Here is a 16,716-nt window from a genome sequence, read left to right as displayed (position 1 = left end):
AGCCGCCGCCTCCGATGCCGCCGTGCCCGCCGATGCGGCGGAGGCAGCCACCGCGGCCTCGGCCACGGCAGCCTCAGAAGCGACGCCCTTCGCAGCCGCACTGTCAGCGCGCGCAGCGGCGTCGGTTTCGTTCGTGCCATTGCCGTTGGCGGTATTCGGTGCCGTCTTGGCCGCTGCCGCCGCGGCCGTCGTCGTGCTGGCGGCCGGTTTCGCCGTCTTTTCCTGCGCAGTCGCCCCGGAAGCGGTGGCGGCCTGCTGCTCCAGGTTGGCGACGGCCTGATTCTTCATCGCCAACAACTTCTGGAGATCTGCAACGTTCTTCTGCAACTCGTTCACCCTGCCCTGAGCCTCCGCCTGCGCCTTGCCCTGGGCGATTTGTGCTTCTTCGCTGCCGCCGGTTCGACCGGCCGTGCCGCCCGCCCCTCCCTTACCGGGTCGCGACAGCTTCAATTCATCGCGTGTCGCGGGCGTGGCAGCTTCCGGTGCCTTGCCCGCTTCGATCGCGCCCTGTGCACTGCGGCCACCGGCCGGTGCTGCCTGCTGCGCCGTCGATTCGGCCAGCCGCGCGCGATACGCGTCGAACTGTTCCCGTGCAGCCGACACGAACTTGCGTGCTTGCGCGGGAGGAATACCTTGCACCTGTGCGTCGGACGGACGCGTGAGCGTCGCCCCCTGACGCAGCCGATTCGGATCGTCGCCGATGAACGCCGAGCGGTTTGCCTCGAACAGCGCGCTCATCATTTGCGCCAGCGTCACCCCGCCTTCGCCGCCCGTGAATTCACGGGCAATCGACGACAGCGATTCGCCATGCCCCACCTTGCGCTCACCCCCAACGCCGACGGTAGACGCCTTGCCCGGCTGGGCAGATGTCGCGGACGCGGAGGTGGACAAGGGGGACGGGGGCGACGCCGCGGGCGGGGTCTGACTCGCCGCCGCTGCGGGCACGACGGCCTGGGCCTGGGCCGCGCTCGCTTCCGGGATGGCGGACAGCGTCACGGCATTGGACTGACGGCCGGTGCGCCACTCGAGCACCAGCAACAGGTCGAGGAACGACGTGCTGACCGGCTCGGCCGAATCGACATGCACGAGATACGTGCCGCTGTAACCGGGCGCGCGTCCGGCCGTCGGCGAGACCGACACGGAAAGCTTCTCGAGCGTGGGGTCGTAGCGCAGACCGGCCTGCTTGAAGGCGTCGCGCGGCGCGAGCTTCACCGACAATCCGTCGGCTTCCGCCTGCGACACGTTGCCCAGCACGATGACAGCACGCAATGGCTGGCCCGGGCCCGAGCGCACCTGCTGCGGGCCGAACTCCGCCGCACCGGCGTTGAGCAGCCCGAGGCTCCACAAGACGGCCGCTGCCGCGCTCAGGCGGAACGAATTACGGGACGAGTTTGCACGCTTGCCGATCGAGTATTTCCGCACTGTGTCTTGTCAGGCCTGTCAGTCGTTTGTCACTGGCCGCCCCGGCTACAAGGGGTGCCTCCCAAAGCGCGGACGGCGGCCTCGCGGGCCGCCGTTCTTCACGCCTTACCGATGCGCTGCGACGCTCAAGCGTCGAGCAGGATTCGCAGCATGCGGCGCAGCGGTTCCGCCGCGCCCCACAACAGTTGATCGCCGACCGTGAATGCCGACAGGTACTCCGGCCCCATCGACATCTTGCGCAGGCGACCGACCGGAATCGTCATCGTGCCGGTCACCGCCGCAGGCGTCAAATCGGTCATCGACGCTTCACGCGTATTCGGCACCACCTTCACCCAGTCATTGGCCTGGCCGATGATGTCCGTCAGTTCGTCTAACGGCACATCCTTGGTCAACTTGATGGTCAGCGCCTGGCTGTGGCAACGCATCGCACCGATGCGCACACACAGACCGTCCACCGGAATGGCGCGGGTGTTCGGGAAACCGTCGCCCAGCCCCAGGATCTTGTTGGTCTCGGCGCCGCCCTTCCATTCTTCCTTCGACTGACCGTTGCCCAGATCCTTGTCGATCCAGGGAATCAGGTTGCCGCCCAGCGGCACGCCGAATTGCTTGGTCTCGTCGGCCGTGAGCGCGTGTTGCTTCGCGAGGACCTTGCGGTCGATCTCGAGAATGGCCGAGTGCGGATCGTCCAGCAGCGCCTTGACTTCGGCGTTGATGCTACCGAACTGCGTGAGCAGCTCGCGCATGTGCTGCGCGCCGCCGCCCGATGCCGCCTGATACGTCATCGACGTGAGCCAGTCGACCAGACCGTGCTGGAACAGACCGCCCAGCCCCATCAGCATGCAGCTCACCGTGCAGTTGCCGCCGACGAAGTTCTTGGTGCCCTTGCTGAGCGAGTGCTTGATCACGTCGAGGTTGACCGGATCGAGCACGATGATCGCATCGTCCTTCATGCGCAGCGTCGAGGCCGCGTCGATCCAATAGCCGCTCCAGCCCGCCGCGCGCAGCTTCGGGAAGATCTCGGTCGTGTAATCACCGCCCTGGCAGGTAATGATGATGTCGCACTTTTTCAGCTCGTTGACATCATTGGCGTCTTTCAGCGAAGTCTCGTTCTTCGCCATCGACGGGGCTTTTCCGCCCGCGTTGCTGGTGCTGAAAAACACCGGCTCGATCAAGGCGAAGTCGTTCTCCTGCTGCATGCGCTGCATCAGAACCGAACCGACCATGCCCCGCCAACCTACCAGACCTACGGTTTTCATTTATCCACTCTCTTATCGTTGCAATTGCGCCGAGGGGCGTCTCTCGACGCCCCGTCAACGTTATAGCGCGGCAACCACTGCCGCGCCCATCTCGCGCGTACCGACCTTGGTCGCGCCTTCCTGCCAGATGTCGGGCGTGCGCAGACCTTGCGCCAGCACCTTCTTCACCGCATTCTCCACGCGATCGGCCTGTTCCGCACGGCCCAGCGTGTAACGCAGCATCATGGCCGCCGACAGGATCGTGGCCAACGGATTGGCGACACCCTTGCCGGCGATATCGGGCGCCGAACCGTGCGACGGCTCGTACAGCCCCTTGTTATTCGCATCCAGCGACGCCGACGGCAGCATGCCGATCGACCCCGTGAGCATCGCGGCCTCATCCGACAGAATATCGCCGAACATGTTGCCGGTCACCACCACGTCGAAGTTCTTCGGCGCCTTGACCAGTTGCATCGCGGCGTTGTCGACGTACATGTGCGAGAGTTCGACCTCCGGATACTGCTTGGCGACCTCGATCATGGTGTCGCGCCACAGTTGCGACGTCTCGAGCACATTGGCCTTGTCCACCGAACACAAGCGCTTGTCGCGCTTGGCTGCGGCCTGAAATGCGACGTGCGCGATGCGCTCCACTTCCGGCACGCTATACCGCATGGTATCAAAACCTTCGCGCGCGCCTTCGAAAGCGCCATCGGGCGACTGGCGGAAGCCCTTCGGCTGGCCGAAGTAGATGTCGCCGTTCAGCTCACGAATGATCAGGATATCGAGCCCTGCCACGATTTCCGGCTTCAGGCTCGATGCATCGGCCAGTTCCTTGTACAGGATGGCCGGACGGAAGTTGGCGAACAGCTGCAGATGCTTGCGCAGCCCCAGAATCGCCTGCTCGGGACGCAGTGCGCGCTCGAGCGAATCGTATTTCCAGTCGCCCACGGCGCCGAACAGAATGGCATCCGCTTCCTTGGCGAGCTTGAGCGTGGCGTCCGGCAGCGGATGACCCGCCGCCTCATAGCCGGCGCCGCCCACGGGCGCTTCTTCCAGTTCAAACGTCTCGCCAAGTGCGTTCAGCACATTGACGGCTTCCGTCACGATTTCCGGACCAATGCCGTCACCCGGCAACACTGCAATTTTCATGCGATCTCCTTGTGTGCGCGGGCCTCAGCCCGGCAGGCGCGTTGCGAGCCACGGCTGCTTGGCGAGCCGCTCGGCCTCGTAGGCGCGAATCTTGTCGGCGTGACGCAGCGTCAGGCCAATGTCGTCGAAACCGTTCAACATGCAGTACTTGCGGAACGGCGCGATGTCGAACTCGTAAGCGCGACCGTCGGGCGTCATCACCGCTTGCTTGTCCAGATCGATGGTCACCTGAAAGCCGTTGAACGCGGCGGTCTCGTTGAACAGGTGATCGACCTGCATCTCCGACAACGCGATCGGCAACAGCCCGTTCTTGTAGCAGTTGTTGAAGAAGATGTCGGCGAAGCTCGGCGCGATGACCGCGCGGAAGCCGAATTGCTGCAACGCCCACGGGGCGTGCTCACGCGAGCTGCCGCAGCCGAAGTTCTTGCGTGCGAGCAGCACCGTGGCGCCCTGATAACGCGGCTGATTGAGCACGAAGTTCGGGTTGAGCGGACGCGCGCTGCAATCCTGGCCCGGCTGGCCGACATCGAGATAACGCCACTCGTCGAACAGGTTCGGACCAAAGCCCGTGCGCTTGATCGACTTCAGGAATTGCTTGGGGATGATCGCGTCGGTATCGACGTTTTCGCGATCCAGCGGCGCCACCAACCCCGTATGGACGGTAAATTTTTCCATCACGAACCACCTGATCAAAACAGTTCGGCTGCGGCCGCGCCCGGAGAGCCCTGGCCGTCAAAACCGGAAATTTCGTAGGTGCGCACGCGCGGCGATTGCCCGCGCGATACGCACCGTCGCATCACTTCTTCGCGGCGTTCTCGAGGGCCGAGCCAGCGGCTTGCGTATCCTTGCCGAGGCCCGCCATCGTGTTGCAGCCTGCCACGCCCAGCACCAGCATCGCACCGATCAGCATCCACAGTTTCTTCATGGTTTTTTCTCTGTCAAAGACGATGTCAAACGACGGTTATATCGATGCGAGCGCGTCAGACCAGACGACGCACGTCGACGAAATGGCCTTCGATGGCGGCGGCCGCGGCCATCGCAGGACTCACGAGGTGCGTACGCCCGCCCGCGCCCTGACGGCCTTCGAAGTTACGATTCGAGGTCGAGGCGCAACGCTCGCCCGGCTCCAGACGGTCGGCATTCATCGCCAGACACATCGAGCAGCCCGGCTCGCGCCATTCAAAGCCGGCGGCCTTGAAGACCTGATCCAGCCCTTCCTGCTCGGCCTGATGCTTCACCAGCCCCGACCCGGGCACGACCATCGCCAGCCGCACGTTCGGCGCCACACGGCGACCGAGCGTCTTCACAACGTATGCCGCCGCGCGGATATCTTCGATACGCGAGTTGGTGCACGAGCCAATGAACACCTTGTCGACGTTGACACTGGCCATCGGCGTGTTCGGCGTCAGCGCCATGTATTCGAGCGCGCGCTCCATGGCACTGCGCTTGACCGGGTCTTTTTCCTTCTCGGGATCCGGCACACGGTCTTCGATACTCACGACCATCTCCGGCGACGTGCCCCAGCTCACTTGCGGGCGCAACGTGTTCGCGTCGATCTCGACCACGTGGTCGAACGCGGCGCCCGGATCGGTGTGGAACGTACGCCAGTAGGCTTCGGCCTGCTGGAATTCCACGCCCGAGGGTGCGAACGGACGGCCCTTCACGTACTGGATCGTCGTGTCGTCCACCGCCACCAGACCGGCACGCGCACCGGCCTCGATGGCCATGTTGCACACGGTCATCCGGCCTTCCATCGTGAGCGAGCGGATCGCCGAGCCGGCGAATTCGATCGTGTAGCCCGTGCCGCCGGCCGTGCCGATCTTGCCGATGACGGCCAGCACGATGTCCTTGGCGGAACAACCGCGCGGCAGCGTGCCTTCGACCTTCACGAGCATGTTCTTGCTCTTCTTCATGAGGAGCGTCTGCGTGGCGAGCGTGTGCTCGACTTCAGCCGTGCCGATGCCGAACGCCAGTGCACCGAACGCGCCGTGCGTGGACGTGTGCGAATCGCCGCAGACCACCGTCATGCCGGGCAGCGTGGCGCCCTGCTCCGGGCCGATCACGTGCACGATGCCCTGACGCAGGTCGTTCATCTTGAATTGGGTGATGCCGAAGCTGTCGCAGTTGTTGTCGAGCGTATCGACCTGCAGACGCGAAATCGGATCGGCGATACCTTGCGTGCGGTCGGTGGTCGGCACATTGTGATCCGACACCGCGAGGTTGGCAGACAGTCGCCAGACCGGACGCTGCGCGAGTTTTAGCCCCTCAAACGCCTGCGGACTGGTCACCTCGTGCAACAGATGACGGTCGATGTAGAGCAACGTAGTGCCATCGTCCTCGGTATGCACGACATGTGCATCCCACAATTTGTCATACAGCGTCTTGGCCATGATAAAAACGCGGGGCTAAATATCGTTGTAGGAACAAACGTCGTTCCGTGAACTTTTGATTATGCCATAGCGCTTTCGCGCCGGCGGAATACGAAATCCCCGGGAAACCGGGCGGTAAACGCACGATCAACCGGGGATTTGTGCGAATCACGGCAGCTTGTGCCGTGGCTTCGAATATAGCGCAACGAGGGCTCGTTGCGGCGCCGCACCGCCTTGCCGTTTCGGCAAGGTTGCGGTGCCGGCACGGCAAGGAGGCGCAGTGCCGAACGCCTCCGACAGGCTTAGCGCTTGTCGATGGTCGCGACTTCGCGCGGCGTGTGGCCGATGAACAGCTGACGCGGACGACCAATCTTCTGGTCCGGCTCACCGATCATTTCGTTCCACTGCGCGATCCAGCCCACGGTACGGGCCAGTGCGAAGATGCAGGTGAACATCGACGTCGGGATGCCCAGCGCGCGCTGAACGATACCCGAATAGAAGTCGACGTTCGGATACAGCTTGCGCGACACGAAGTATTCGTCTTCCAGGGCGATTTTCTCGAGCTGCATGGCCAGCTTGAACAGCGGGTCGTCGTGCAGGCCCAGTTCGTTGAGCACTTCGTAGCACGTCTCGCGCATGAGCTTGGCGCGCGGGTCGTAGTTCTTGTACACGCGGTGACCGAAGCCCATGAGCTTCACGCCCGAGTTCTTGTCCTTCACCTGCTTGATGAATTCGGGGATCTTGTCCGGCGAACCGATCTGCTCGAGCATGTTCAGCGCGGCTTCGTTCGCACCGCCGTGCGCCGGGCCCCACAGACACGCGATACCGGCAGCGATACAGGCGAACGGGTTGGCACCCGACGAACCGGCCAGACGCACGGTCGACGTGGAGGCGTTCTGCTCGTGATCGGCGTGCAGGATCAGGATGCGGTCGAGGGCGCGCACCAGCACGTCGTTGACCTCGTACTCTTCGCACGGGTTCGCGAACATCATGCGCATGAAGTTCGCACTGTACGACAAGTCGTTGCGCGGATACACGAACGGCTGGCCGATGCTGTACTTGTACGCCATCGCGACGAGCGTCGGCAGCTTGGCCATCAGGCGGATGGCCGAAACTTCGCGGTGCGTCGGATTGTTGATGTCCAGCGAGTCGTGATAGAACGCCGACAAGGCGCCGACCGAACCGGTCAGCACAGCCATCGGGTGCGCGTCACGACGGAAACCGCGGAAGAAGAAGTTCATCTGCTCGTGCACCATCGTGTGACGGGTCACGGTCTTGACGAATTCGTCCTTCTGCTGGGCGTTCGGCAGTTCGCCCTTGAGCAGCAGATAGGAGGTCTCGAGGAAGTCGCAGTGGGTGGCCAACTGCTCGATCGGGTAGCCGCGATACAGCAGCTCGCCCTTGTCGCCATCGATGTACGTGATGGCGGAATTGCACGACGCCGTCGACATGAAGCCCGGGTCATACGTAAACTTGCCGGTCTGGCCGTACAGCTTGCGGATATCGATTACATCCGGGCCCATCGTTCCCTGATAGATCGGCAGTTCGACGCTGGGCGAACCGTCAGAGAAAGATAGGGTGGCTTTAACATCAGACGGAGTCATATCGCTTCCTCAAAAAAATACTTAAACCCCTACACGGCACGCAAAAGCGCCAGCAGGCGCTGCACGTCCGGCCCGTCCAGATCCGCGTCGGGCTCTTTACGCGCTAGCAGCAGATCCATCAAATCGTTGTCGCTCAAATCGAGCAACCTGGTGAGGGCGCCCACATCCTCGTCGGTCATCGAGGCTTCGTACTTCGCGAAGAAGCGTTCGAGAATGAGGTCGTTTTCCAGCAAACCGCGGCGTGCCCGCCAACGCAGGCGGGCACGTTTGACCGGATCGGACTGGTGATTGATATCCGGCATGATCACTAGGTCAGACGGCGCGACGCACCATCAGCTCCTTGATCTTGCCGATGGCCTTCGTCGGGTTCAAACCCTTCGGGCACACATCCACGCAGTTCATGATCGTGTGGCAGCGGAACAGGCGGTACGGATCTTCCAGGTTGTCCAGACGCTCGCCGGTGGCCGTGTCGCGGCTATCCGCAATAAAGCGGTACGCCTGCAGAAGACCGGCCGGACCGACGAACTTGTCCGGGTTCCACCAGAAGCTCGGGCACGACGTGGAGCACGACGCGCACAGAATGCATTCGTACAGACCATCGAGCTCATCGCGCTGTTCGGGCGACTGCAGACGCTCTTTCTCCGGTGCCGGCTCAGGGTTGATCAGGTACGGCTTGATCGAGTGGTACTGGTTGAAGAAGTGCGTCATGTCGACGATCAGATCGCGAATGACGGGCAGCCCCGGCAGCGGCTTCAGCACGATCTTGTTCGGCAGATCGTTCATGTTGGTCAGGCAGGCCAGACCGTTCTTGCCGTTGATGTTCATCGCATCCGAACCGCACACGCCTTCGCGGCACGAGCGGCGGAACGCGATGCCTTCATCGAGCTTCTTGAGCTTGACCAGGGCGTCGAGCAGCATGCGCTCATGACCGTCGAGTTCGACCTCGTAGGTCTGCATGTACGGTGCGGCATCCTTGTCCGGATCGTAGCGGTAGACTTCAAAAATACGTTTCATGATCTTGCGAATCCCTTAGAACGTCCGCGCCTTGGGCGGAACCGAGTCGACGGTCAGCGGCTTCAACTGCACCGGCTTGTAATCCAGACGGTTGCCTTCGCTGAAGAACAGCGAGTGGCGCATCCAGTTGGCGTCGTCACGCTCCGGATAATCGCTGTGCGCGTGCGCGCCACGGCTTTCCTTGCGGGCTTCGGCTGCGATCATGGTGGCCTTGGCCACTTCGATCAGGTTGTCCACTTCCAGCGCTTCCATGCGCGCCGTGTTGAACACCTTCGACTTGTCCTTCAGGTGAACGTGCGACACGCGCTCGGCCACTTGCTTGATCTCGTCCACGCCTTCCTTGAGCAGGTCGGACGTACGGAACACGCCGGCGTGCTTCTGCATCGTCGCGCGGATGTCGTTGGCGATGTCCTGTGCGTACTCGCCCGTGCTGGAGGCTTCCAGACGGCCCAGACGCGCCATGGCGTTGTCGCCGGCATCGGCGGGCAGCGGCTTGTGCTCGCCGTGGTTCTTCACGAAGTCGACGATGTGGTTACCGGCCGCGCGGCCGAACACCACGAGGTCGAGCAGCGAGTTCGTGCCCAGACGGTTGGCACCGTGGACAGACACGCAGGAGCACTCGCCCACGGCGTAGAAGCCGTTGACCGGGGTCGATTCGCCGTTCTGCTGCACGACAACCTGGCCGTTGTAGTTCGTCGGAATGCCACCCATCTGGTAGTGGATGGTCGGCACGACGGGGATCGGTTCCTTGATCGCGTCGACGTTAGCGAACTTCAGGGCGATTTCGCGAATCGACGGCAGGCGCTTCATGATCGTCTCGGCACCGATGTGCGAGAGGTCGAGCAGCACGTAGTCGCCGTTCGGGCCGCAGCCACGGCCTTCCTTGATTTCCTGGTCCATCGAGCGCGACACGAAGTCACGCGGCGCCAGATCCTTCAGCGTCGGGGCATAGCGCTCCATGAAGCGCTCGCCGTTCGAGTTGCGCAGAATACCGCCCTCACCGCGCACGCCTTCGGTAATCAGCACGCCCGCACCGGCCACGCCAGTCGGGTGGAATTGCCAGAATTCCATGTCTTCGAGCGGAATGCCCGCACGCGCGGCCATGCCAAGACCATCACCGGTGTTGATGAACGCGTTGGTCGAGGCGGCGTACACACGGCCGGCACCGCCGGTCGCGAACAGCGTGCACTTGGCTTCGAGCAGGTAGACTTCGCCGGTTTCGAGTTCGAGCGCCGACACACCGAGCACGTCGCCGTCTTCGTTGCGAATCAGGTCGAGCGCCATCCACTCCACGAAGAAGTGCGTCTTGGCGGCCACGTTCTGTTGATACAGCGTGTGCAGCAGCGCGTGACCGGTACGGTCGGCGGCCGCGCAAGCGCGCTGGACCGGCTTCTCGCCGTAATTGGCCGTGTGACCGCCGAACGGGCGCTGGTAGATCGTGCCGTCCGCGTTACGGTCGAACGGCATGCCGAAGTGTTCCAATTCGTAGACGGCGTTCGGCGCCTGACGGCACATGAACTCGATCGCATCCTGGTCGCCGAGCCAGTCGGAGCCCTTGATGGTGTCGTAGAAGTGGTAGTGCCAGTTATCTTCGCTCATGTTGCCGAGCGAGGCGCCAATGCCGCCCTGAGCGGCCACGGTATGCGAACGGGTGGGGAACACCTTGGACAGCACGGCGACCGACAGACCGGCCTTGGCCAGTTGCAGCGACGCGCGCATGCCCGAACCACCTGCGCCCACGATGACAACGTCAAAGCGGCGGCGCGGCAGCGAATTTTTAATTGCAGCCATTCTTTACACTCTCCACAGAATCTGCGCGGCATAGCCAGCACACGCCAGCAGCCAGACGATCGTCAACGTGTACAGCGCCAGTCGCACACCGACCGGCTTGACGTAGTCCATCCAGATGTCGCGCACACCGACCCACGCGTGATAGAACACCGCGAGCAGCGTGACGAACGTCGCCAGCTTCATCCACTGATGCGAGAAGATGCTTGCCCAGCCTTCGTAGGAGAAATCCTTGGCGGTGAAGAACCACACCAGCAGGATCACGGTGTACACGGCCATGATGACCGCGGTCAGACGCTGCGCCATCCAGTCGCGCAGGCCGTAGTGGGCGCCGACGACCAGACGCTTCGAACCGATATTGTTCTGTGCCATCTTAGAACGCTCCGAACAGCTTGAGGGCGACGGCCAGCGTCAGCACCAGCGACACGACCAGCACGACCACGGCCGAATTCTTGCCGCCTTCCTTGCTCACGGCGTCGTGATTGAAGTCCATGCGCAGATGGCGCACGCCGGCGCAGAAGTGCTGCAGGAAGCCCCACGACAGTGCCAGGATGACAAGTTTGACAAACCAGTTGGAGGCGATGCTTCGCAGAACGTCGAAGCTGAGTTCCGACGTGAGGCTCTGTTCGAACAAATAAAGCGCGAACGGCAACAGAAGGAACAAGATCACACCGCTAATACGGTGCAGAATGGACACGATCCCAGCCAGCGGGAGACGGTACGAGACAATCTGTCCAATACCGATATTCCTGTAGACTGGCCGCTCTTTTTTTACCACTTCAGCCATGCTAGACCCCATGTAGTTACATCAGCCCCAGATTTTAGCGCCGATTCTAGTGCGTTGCACCATACCGGTTCCAATGCTCCGGAAATTCCTGCCGGCAGCACGCACTCCGCCGCCTCTCATGCTCGACTTTCAGGCACTCACCGGCCACGACGCCGGCTCGCCCCTGGGAAGTCATCACCCTCTCAATGCGTCAACTCAATTCGTTCTGGTAATGATGTTCCGTCGTCACGTACCAGCCCCGGCGCACTTCCACCGGCTTGTCCCCATAAGTGTAGGAAACGCGCTCGACGCTCAACAGCGGGAACCCCTTCGGCACCTTGAGCAGATCGGCGGTCATGTCGTCCGCGGCCACGGCGCGAACTTTTTCCACGGCGCGAATCATGCGTGTGCCGAATTCATCTTCGAACAGGCCGTACATCGGCCCCTTGTATTCATTCAGCCTTTCCGCCGTCAAGCCGCGGAAAAGTGCGCCCGGCAACCAGATTTCGTCGAGCACCGTGGGACGGTCCGAGAAATCCATCATGCGGCGGATCAGAATGACGCCATCGCCTGCGCGCAAATCGAGCTGGCGCGCGATTTCCGCCGGTGCACGCATACGGCGGCACTCGATCAGGCGGCTGGGCGGGTGATGGGGTTCGCCCGAATCGGGCGCGAGTCGCAGAAACCGGAACTGCACCCGGTCCTCGTGATGGGTCGCGACGAACGTGCCGCGCCCCTGACGGCGCACAAGCAGGTTTTCTGCAGCCAGCTCGTCGATGGCTTTGCGCACCGTTCCCTGGCTCACCTTGAAACGGGCGGCCAGCTCGACTTCGCTGGGAATGATTTCGCCGGGCTTCCATTCGCCGGCTTGCAGACCCTGGGTAATGAGCCCCTTGATCTGCTGGTACAGCGGGCTGAAGGTCGGCGACGCCCCTGCCGAAGCCGCACTCTGCGGGGCCTGGGAGGCCGGTGCGGCGTCACGCGCGCTGTCCGGTCGCTGCGGAGCATCGACAGGCGTCGTGGGGTTGGATGTGTCGCGAACATTCGCATTCATGGCGGCGATTTGACCACAAATCAAGACCTTCGTCTATCGAATAACAGCAATAATCCTATGTCTTATATAAGACATAAGATACAGTTGACATTCGTTGTGGTGACTCCTACACTGGCGCGGGCTAACAGGGGCCTGCAGACGCAGCACAGCTATCTTATAAGAGAGTTCGTCGCTTCGCACTTATTCACGGCAGTCGACCCCGCAGCCCGCAAGCTTCCGTAGGTCAAGGAATTTTAGGGGCTTTGTGTGACGCGGCGCTGTCAGCCTGGCGAAAATGCCACCCGGACGGCGAGCTTACTCCGAGCTTCGCAGGAATTTGTACACGTCTGGAGAGATTCTCATGGCAAAACCCGCAATGCGTGTCGCCGTCACCGGCGCCGCTGGCCAAATCGGCTACTCCCTGCTGTTCCGCATCGCCAATGGCGACATGCTCGGCAAGGATCAGCCCGTCATCCTGCAACTGCTCGACCTCCCCCAAGCTCAAGCCGCCGTCAAGGGCGTTGTGATGGAGCTGGAAGACTGCGCATTCCCGCTGCTCGCCGGAGTGGTTGTGACCGACGACCCCAAGGTCGCCTTCAAGGATGCCGACGTCGCCCTGCTGGTGGGTGCTCGTCCGCGCTCGAAGGGCATGGAGCGCAAGGATCTGCTCGAAGCCAACGGCGCAATCTTCACGGTGCAGGGCAAGGCCCTGGATGAAGTCGCCAAGCGTGACGTCAAGGTGCTGGTCGTTGGCAACCCGGCCAACACCAACGCCTATATCGCCATGAAGTCGGCACCGAACCTGCCGAAGGAAAACTTCACCGCGATGCTGCGCCTGGACCACAATCGCGCCCTCTCGCAACTCGCCGCCAAGACCGGCAAGCCGGTCGCGAGCATCGAGAAGCTGGCCGTGTGGGGCAACCACTCGCCGACGATGTACGCCGACTACCGCTTCGCCACGATCGACGGCCAGAGCGTCAAGTCGATGATCAACGACGACGTGTGGAACAACGACGTGTTCCTGCCCACGGTCGGCAAGCGCGGCGCCGCCATCATCGAAGCCCGTGGCCTGTCGTCGGCCGCTTCGGCAGCCAACGCGGCCATCGACCACATCCATGACTGGGTGCTGGGCTCGAACGGCAAGTGGGTCACGATGGGTATCCCGTCGGACGGCTCGTACGGCATTCCGCAAGACGTGATCTACGGCGTGCCGGTGATCTGCGAAAACGGCAAGTACAAGCGCGTGGAAGGCCTCGAGATCGACGCCTATTCGCGCGAAAAGATGAACTTCACGCTCAACGAACTCGAAGAAGAGCGCGCTGGCGTGGCACATCTGCTGGGCTAATCCCCCAGGGACTCGACCCCGGACGCCGTCATAAGCGTCGTCGGGGGCCGAAACTGCGCCGGCGGCTTACCCCCACTGCCGGCGCAACTCCCGCGATCGACGGAACGGCTTTAACGTCCGCAGCCCAGTGACGACATTTTGCGCAACGGTCCGCGCCATCTATCGCGCTATGACCCCGGCACGACGTCACGCAACACCGAGCGATTTCTTGGCCAAGCCAATGCCACGCCTGACTGCCGCACCCCGCGCGCCACACCGGACGACCGGTGAGCGCGCAATGCCCGCAGCGAGCGCGCCGCATGATTCCCGGCGTTGGCTTCGCCAAGCATCCCGCCCGACACCCGTCATGTCCTCGCTCGACAACGGCTTCACGCGCGAGCGCCGTCCGGCCCCGCGCCCTCTCGAATTCCGCACTGCAACACCCCGTTCAACGACGCCGGTCCGTACCGCCGACGCCGATGGCGCGTGGCAGGAAGGAATTGAAAAAATTTGTATGGTGACGCCGACCAACGCAAACTTCGTACGATAATCTGCGTTTTTGTCGCACCTTACCTATTGTTTGGAGATTCACCATGAAGAAGCTTTGCCTGACCGTGTTGGTCGCCCTTTGCTCTGCCGCCATCGTGCCCGCCGCGTTTGCCACTGAACCGGCCAGCAAGACGACGGCCAAGAAGGCCGCACCGAAGAAGAAGCTCAAGCACGCGCCGGCCAAGAAGAAGGCGACCGTTGCCGCTGCGCCGGTGCAACCGGTGGACGGTTCGGAACTGTGGAGCTGCAAGGAAAACGAGAAGCTCTTTATCAAGGGCGACATGAAGCGCGACCAGGTGCTCACCATGTTCTGGGAAGGTCGCAACTACAAGCTGCCGCGTCAGCAGACGACGACCGGCGCAGACCGTTTCTACGACGCTGCCAGCGGTTTGGATCTGGTGGTGATTCCGGCCAAGGCCATGCTGTTCACGCACCGTGATGGCGGCAGCCGACTGGCCGACGAGTGTTTGACGCGCGAAATGGCGGAGCACGACAAGCTCGCCCCGACGCAATCGGTTCAACTGATCAATGTGACCAACTGAGCCACGCTCGGTTGACATCGATCGCTCGAGGCGCCGGCCGCTTTCCTGTTTCCGCCTCGGCATGACATGCAGTCCGCGGCGTACCGGTTACGCCGGTCGCTCGCCGTACCGGCATCGACACGGGCGCCCACGCCGGCGCCCCTGCGATGCCGGGTTTCATCGAATGGCATTACCACCGCTTCGTTTTTCTGTATCACTCAAGGAAAGATCATGGCCCACAACCTCCACAAAACGCTTAAAGAGTTCAAGCTCGGCGGCGACAAGAAAGGCAAGTTCTACTCGCTGCCCCAACTGGGTAAAGCCCTGGGTGTGAACGTCGAACGCCTGCCGGTGTCGATCCGCATCGTGCTCGAGTCGGTGCTGCGCAACTGCGACGGCAAGAAGGTCACCGAGGCGCACGTCCAGCAACTGGCCAACTGGAAGCCGAATGCCGAGCGCGTCGATGAAATCCCGTTCGTCGTGGCACGCGTTGTGCTGCAGGATTTCACGGGCGTACCGCTGCTGGCCGACCTGGCCGCGATGCGTAACGTTGCCGAGCGCCAGGGCAAGAACCCGAAGCGCATCGAGCCGCTCGTGCCGGTGGATCTGGTGGTTGACCACTCGGTCACGATCGATCACTTCCGCGAGAAGAAGGCGCTCGACCTGAACATGAAGCTGGAATTCCAGCGCAACAACGAACGCTATCAGTTCATGAAGTGGGGGATGCAGGCGTTCGACACATTCGGCGTCGTGCAACCGGGCTATGGCATCGTGCACCAGGTGAACCTGGAATACCTCGCTCGTGGCGTGCACAAGAAGGACCACGTGTTCTACCCGGACACCCTGGTCGGTACCGACAGCCACACGACCATGATCAACGGTATCGGCGTGGTGGGCTGGGGCGTGGGCGGCATCGAAGCCGAAGCCGGCATGCTGGGTCAACCGGTGTACTTCCTCACGCCTGACGTTGTCGGTGTGGAGCTGACGGGCCGTCTGCGCGAAGGCGTGACCGCCACCGATCTGGTGCTGACGATCACGGAAATGCTGCGCCGCGAGAAGGTCGTCGGCAAGTTCGTCGAATTCTTCGGCGAAGGCACGACGAGCCTGGCGCTGCCGGACCGCGCCACCATCGCCAATATGGCACCGGAATATGGCGCCACGATGGGCTTCTTCCCGGTCGACGAAAAGACGATCGATTACTTCAAGGGCACGGGTCGCACGAAGTCGGAAATCGACGCCTTCGAATCGTACTTCAAGGCCCAGAAGCTGTTCGGCGTTCCGAAGAAGAACGACATCGACTACACGAAGACGCTGTCGCTGGATCTGGGCACGGTGGCACCGTCGCTGGCGGGTCCGAAGCGTCCGCAGGACCGCATCGAAATCGGCAACGTGAAGTCGACGTTCAAGGACCTGTTCACGAAGCCTGTCGCCGAGAACGGTTTCAACAAGACCGAAGCGCAGTTCGACACAACTTACAAGACCGCTGGCGGCATCGACGTGAACAACGGCGACGTGCTGATCGCGGCGATTACGTCATGCACGAACACGTCGAACCCGAGCGTGCTGCTCGCGGCCGGCCTGCTGGCCAAGAAGGCGGTGGAAGCCGGCCTGAAGGTCGCACCGCACATCAAGACGTCGCTCGCCCCGGGAAGCCGCGTGGTGACCGAGTACCTCGAAGCGGCCGGCCTGCTGCCGTACCTCGAGAAGTTGGGTTTTGGCGTGACGGCCTACGGCTGCACGACCTGTATCGGTAATGCTGGCGATCTGACGGCCGAGCTGAACGACGTGATCGTGAAGAACGACATGGTTGCCGCCGCCGTACTGTCGGGCAACCGTAACTTCGAAGCGCGCATTCACCCGAACATCCGCGCCAACTTCCTGGCGTCGCCGCCGCTGGTCGTGGCCTACGCCATCGCCGGCAACGTCACGCGCGACCTGATGA

General features: G+C 62.5%; 17 protein-coding genes. 4 read left to right on the top strand and 13 right to left on the bottom strand.

The features are described 5' to 3' along the window. From A985_RS0108925 to A985_RS0108860, 13 genes are all read right to left on the bottom strand, one after another. On the bottom strand, nt 1-1,422 hold a 1,422-nt coding region (locus A985_RS0108925), incomplete at its 3' end, for a FimV family protein (protein ID WP_017233065.1). 125 nt (nt 1,423-1,547) lie between these two features. After that, nucleotides 1,548-2,678 carry an aspartate-semialdehyde dehydrogenase gene (asd, locus tag A985_RS0108920; protein WP_083902239.1) on the bottom strand — a complete coding sequence of 377 codons (1,131 nt, stop codon included), beginning with the start codon at nt 2,676-2,678 and terminating at the stop codon, nt 1,548-1,550. Nucleotides 2,679-2,738: 60 nt separating this feature from the next. Continuing rightward, the gene (leuB, locus tag A985_RS0108915; protein ID WP_017233063.1) at nt 2,739-3,806 is read right to left on the bottom strand and encodes a 3-isopropylmalate dehydrogenase; all 1,068 of its coding nucleotides are present in this window, start codon (nt 3,804-3,806) and stop codon (nt 2,739-2,741) included. A gap of 24 nt (nt 3,807-3,830) precedes the next feature. Further along, nucleotides 3,831-4,481 (bottom strand): 3-isopropylmalate dehydratase small subunit, encoded by a 651-nt coding sequence (leuD, locus tag A985_RS0108910; protein WP_026131785.1) that lies wholly within the window; start codon nt 4,479-4,481, stop codon nt 3,831-3,833. A 121-nt stretch (nt 4,482-4,602) separates the two neighbouring features. Then, nucleotides 4,603-4,731, bottom strand: coding sequence for an entericidin A/B family lipoprotein (locus A985_RS0108900; protein ID WP_017233060.1), 129 nt, complete (start codon nt 4,729-4,731; stop codon nt 4,603-4,605). Nucleotides 4,732-4,786: 55 nt separating this feature from the next. After that, nucleotides 4,787-6,196, bottom strand: coding sequence for a 3-isopropylmalate dehydratase large subunit (gene leuC, locus A985_RS0108895; RefSeq protein WP_017233059.1), 1,410 nt, complete (start codon nt 6,194-6,196; stop codon nt 4,787-4,789). 281 nt (nt 6,197-6,477) lie between these two features. After that, on the bottom strand, nt 6,478-7,779 hold the full coding sequence (gltA, locus tag A985_RS0108890; RefSeq protein ID WP_026131784.1) for a citrate synthase: 1,302 nt from the start codon (nt 7,777-7,779) through the stop codon (nt 6,478-6,480). 29 nt (nt 7,780-7,808) lie between these two features. Beyond that, entirely contained in the window at nt 7,809-8,081 is a 273-nt protein-coding gene (locus A985_RS0108885; RefSeq protein WP_026131783.1) for a succinate dehydrogenase assembly factor 2, read from the bottom strand. Between the two features lie 10 nt (nt 8,082-8,091). Further along, entirely contained in the window at nt 8,092-8,796 is a 705-nt protein-coding gene (locus tag A985_RS0108880) for a succinate dehydrogenase iron-sulfur subunit (protein WP_026131782.1), read from the bottom strand. Nucleotides 8,797-8,808: 12 nt separating this feature from the next. Continuing rightward, a complete protein-coding gene (gene sdhA / locus A985_RS0108875; RefSeq protein WP_017233055.1) occupies nt 8,809-10,584 on the bottom strand; it encodes a succinate dehydrogenase flavoprotein subunit in 1,776 nt (591 codons plus the stop codon). A gap of 3 nt (nt 10,585-10,587) precedes the next feature. Beyond that, nucleotides 10,588-10,953: a succinate dehydrogenase, hydrophobic membrane anchor protein gene (sdhD, locus tag A985_RS0108870; protein ID WP_017233054.1), complete on the bottom strand. Its 366-nt coding sequence runs from the start codon at nt 10,951-10,953 to the stop codon at nt 10,588-10,590. 1 nt (nt 10,954) lies between these two features. Beyond that, nucleotides 10,955-11,368: a succinate dehydrogenase, cytochrome b556 subunit gene (gene sdhC / locus A985_RS0108865; protein WP_026131781.1), complete on the bottom strand. Its 414-nt coding sequence runs from the start codon at nt 11,366-11,368 to the stop codon at nt 10,955-10,957. Nucleotides 11,369-11,558: 190 nt separating this feature from the next. Beyond that, the gene (locus tag A985_RS0108860) at nt 11,559-12,401 is read right to left on the bottom strand and encodes a UTRA domain-containing protein (protein ID WP_017233052.1); all 843 of its coding nucleotides are present in this window, start codon (nt 12,399-12,401) and stop codon (nt 11,559-11,561) included. 340 nt (nt 12,402-12,741) lie between these two features. Between A985_RS0108860 and A985_RS0108855 the strand changes: the two genes are divergently transcribed. From A985_RS0108855 to acnA, 4 genes are all read left to right on the top strand, one after another. Further along, on the top strand, nt 12,742-13,725 hold the full coding sequence (locus A985_RS0108855) for a malate dehydrogenase (RefSeq protein WP_026131780.1): 984 nt from the start codon (nt 12,742-12,744) through the stop codon (nt 13,723-13,725). A 346-nt stretch (nt 13,726-14,071) separates the two neighbouring features. Continuing rightward, nucleotides 14,072-14,254, top strand: a complete 183-nt coding sequence (locus tag A985_RS0108850; RefSeq protein WP_017233050.1) for a hypothetical protein — start codon at nt 14,072-14,074, stop codon at nt 14,252-14,254. Between the two features lie 43 nt (nt 14,255-14,297). Continuing rightward, on the top strand, nt 14,298-14,795 hold the full coding sequence (locus A985_RS0108845) for a hypothetical protein (protein WP_017233049.1): 498 nt from the start codon (nt 14,298-14,300) through the stop codon (nt 14,793-14,795). A gap of 210 nt (nt 14,796-15,005) precedes the next feature. After that, on the top strand, nt 15,006-16,716 hold a 1,711-nt coding region (gene acnA, locus A985_RS29065), incomplete at its 3' end, for an aconitate hydratase AcnA (protein ID WP_232424565.1).

This window comes from Pandoraea sp. B-6, assembly GCF_000282835.1.
Taxonomy (GTDB): Bacteria; Pseudomonadota; Gammaproteobacteria; order Burkholderiales; family Burkholderiaceae; genus Pandoraea; species Pandoraea cepalis.
Note: the sequence above shows the minus strand (reverse complement) of the source record. Positions and strands in the feature narration are given on the sequence as shown.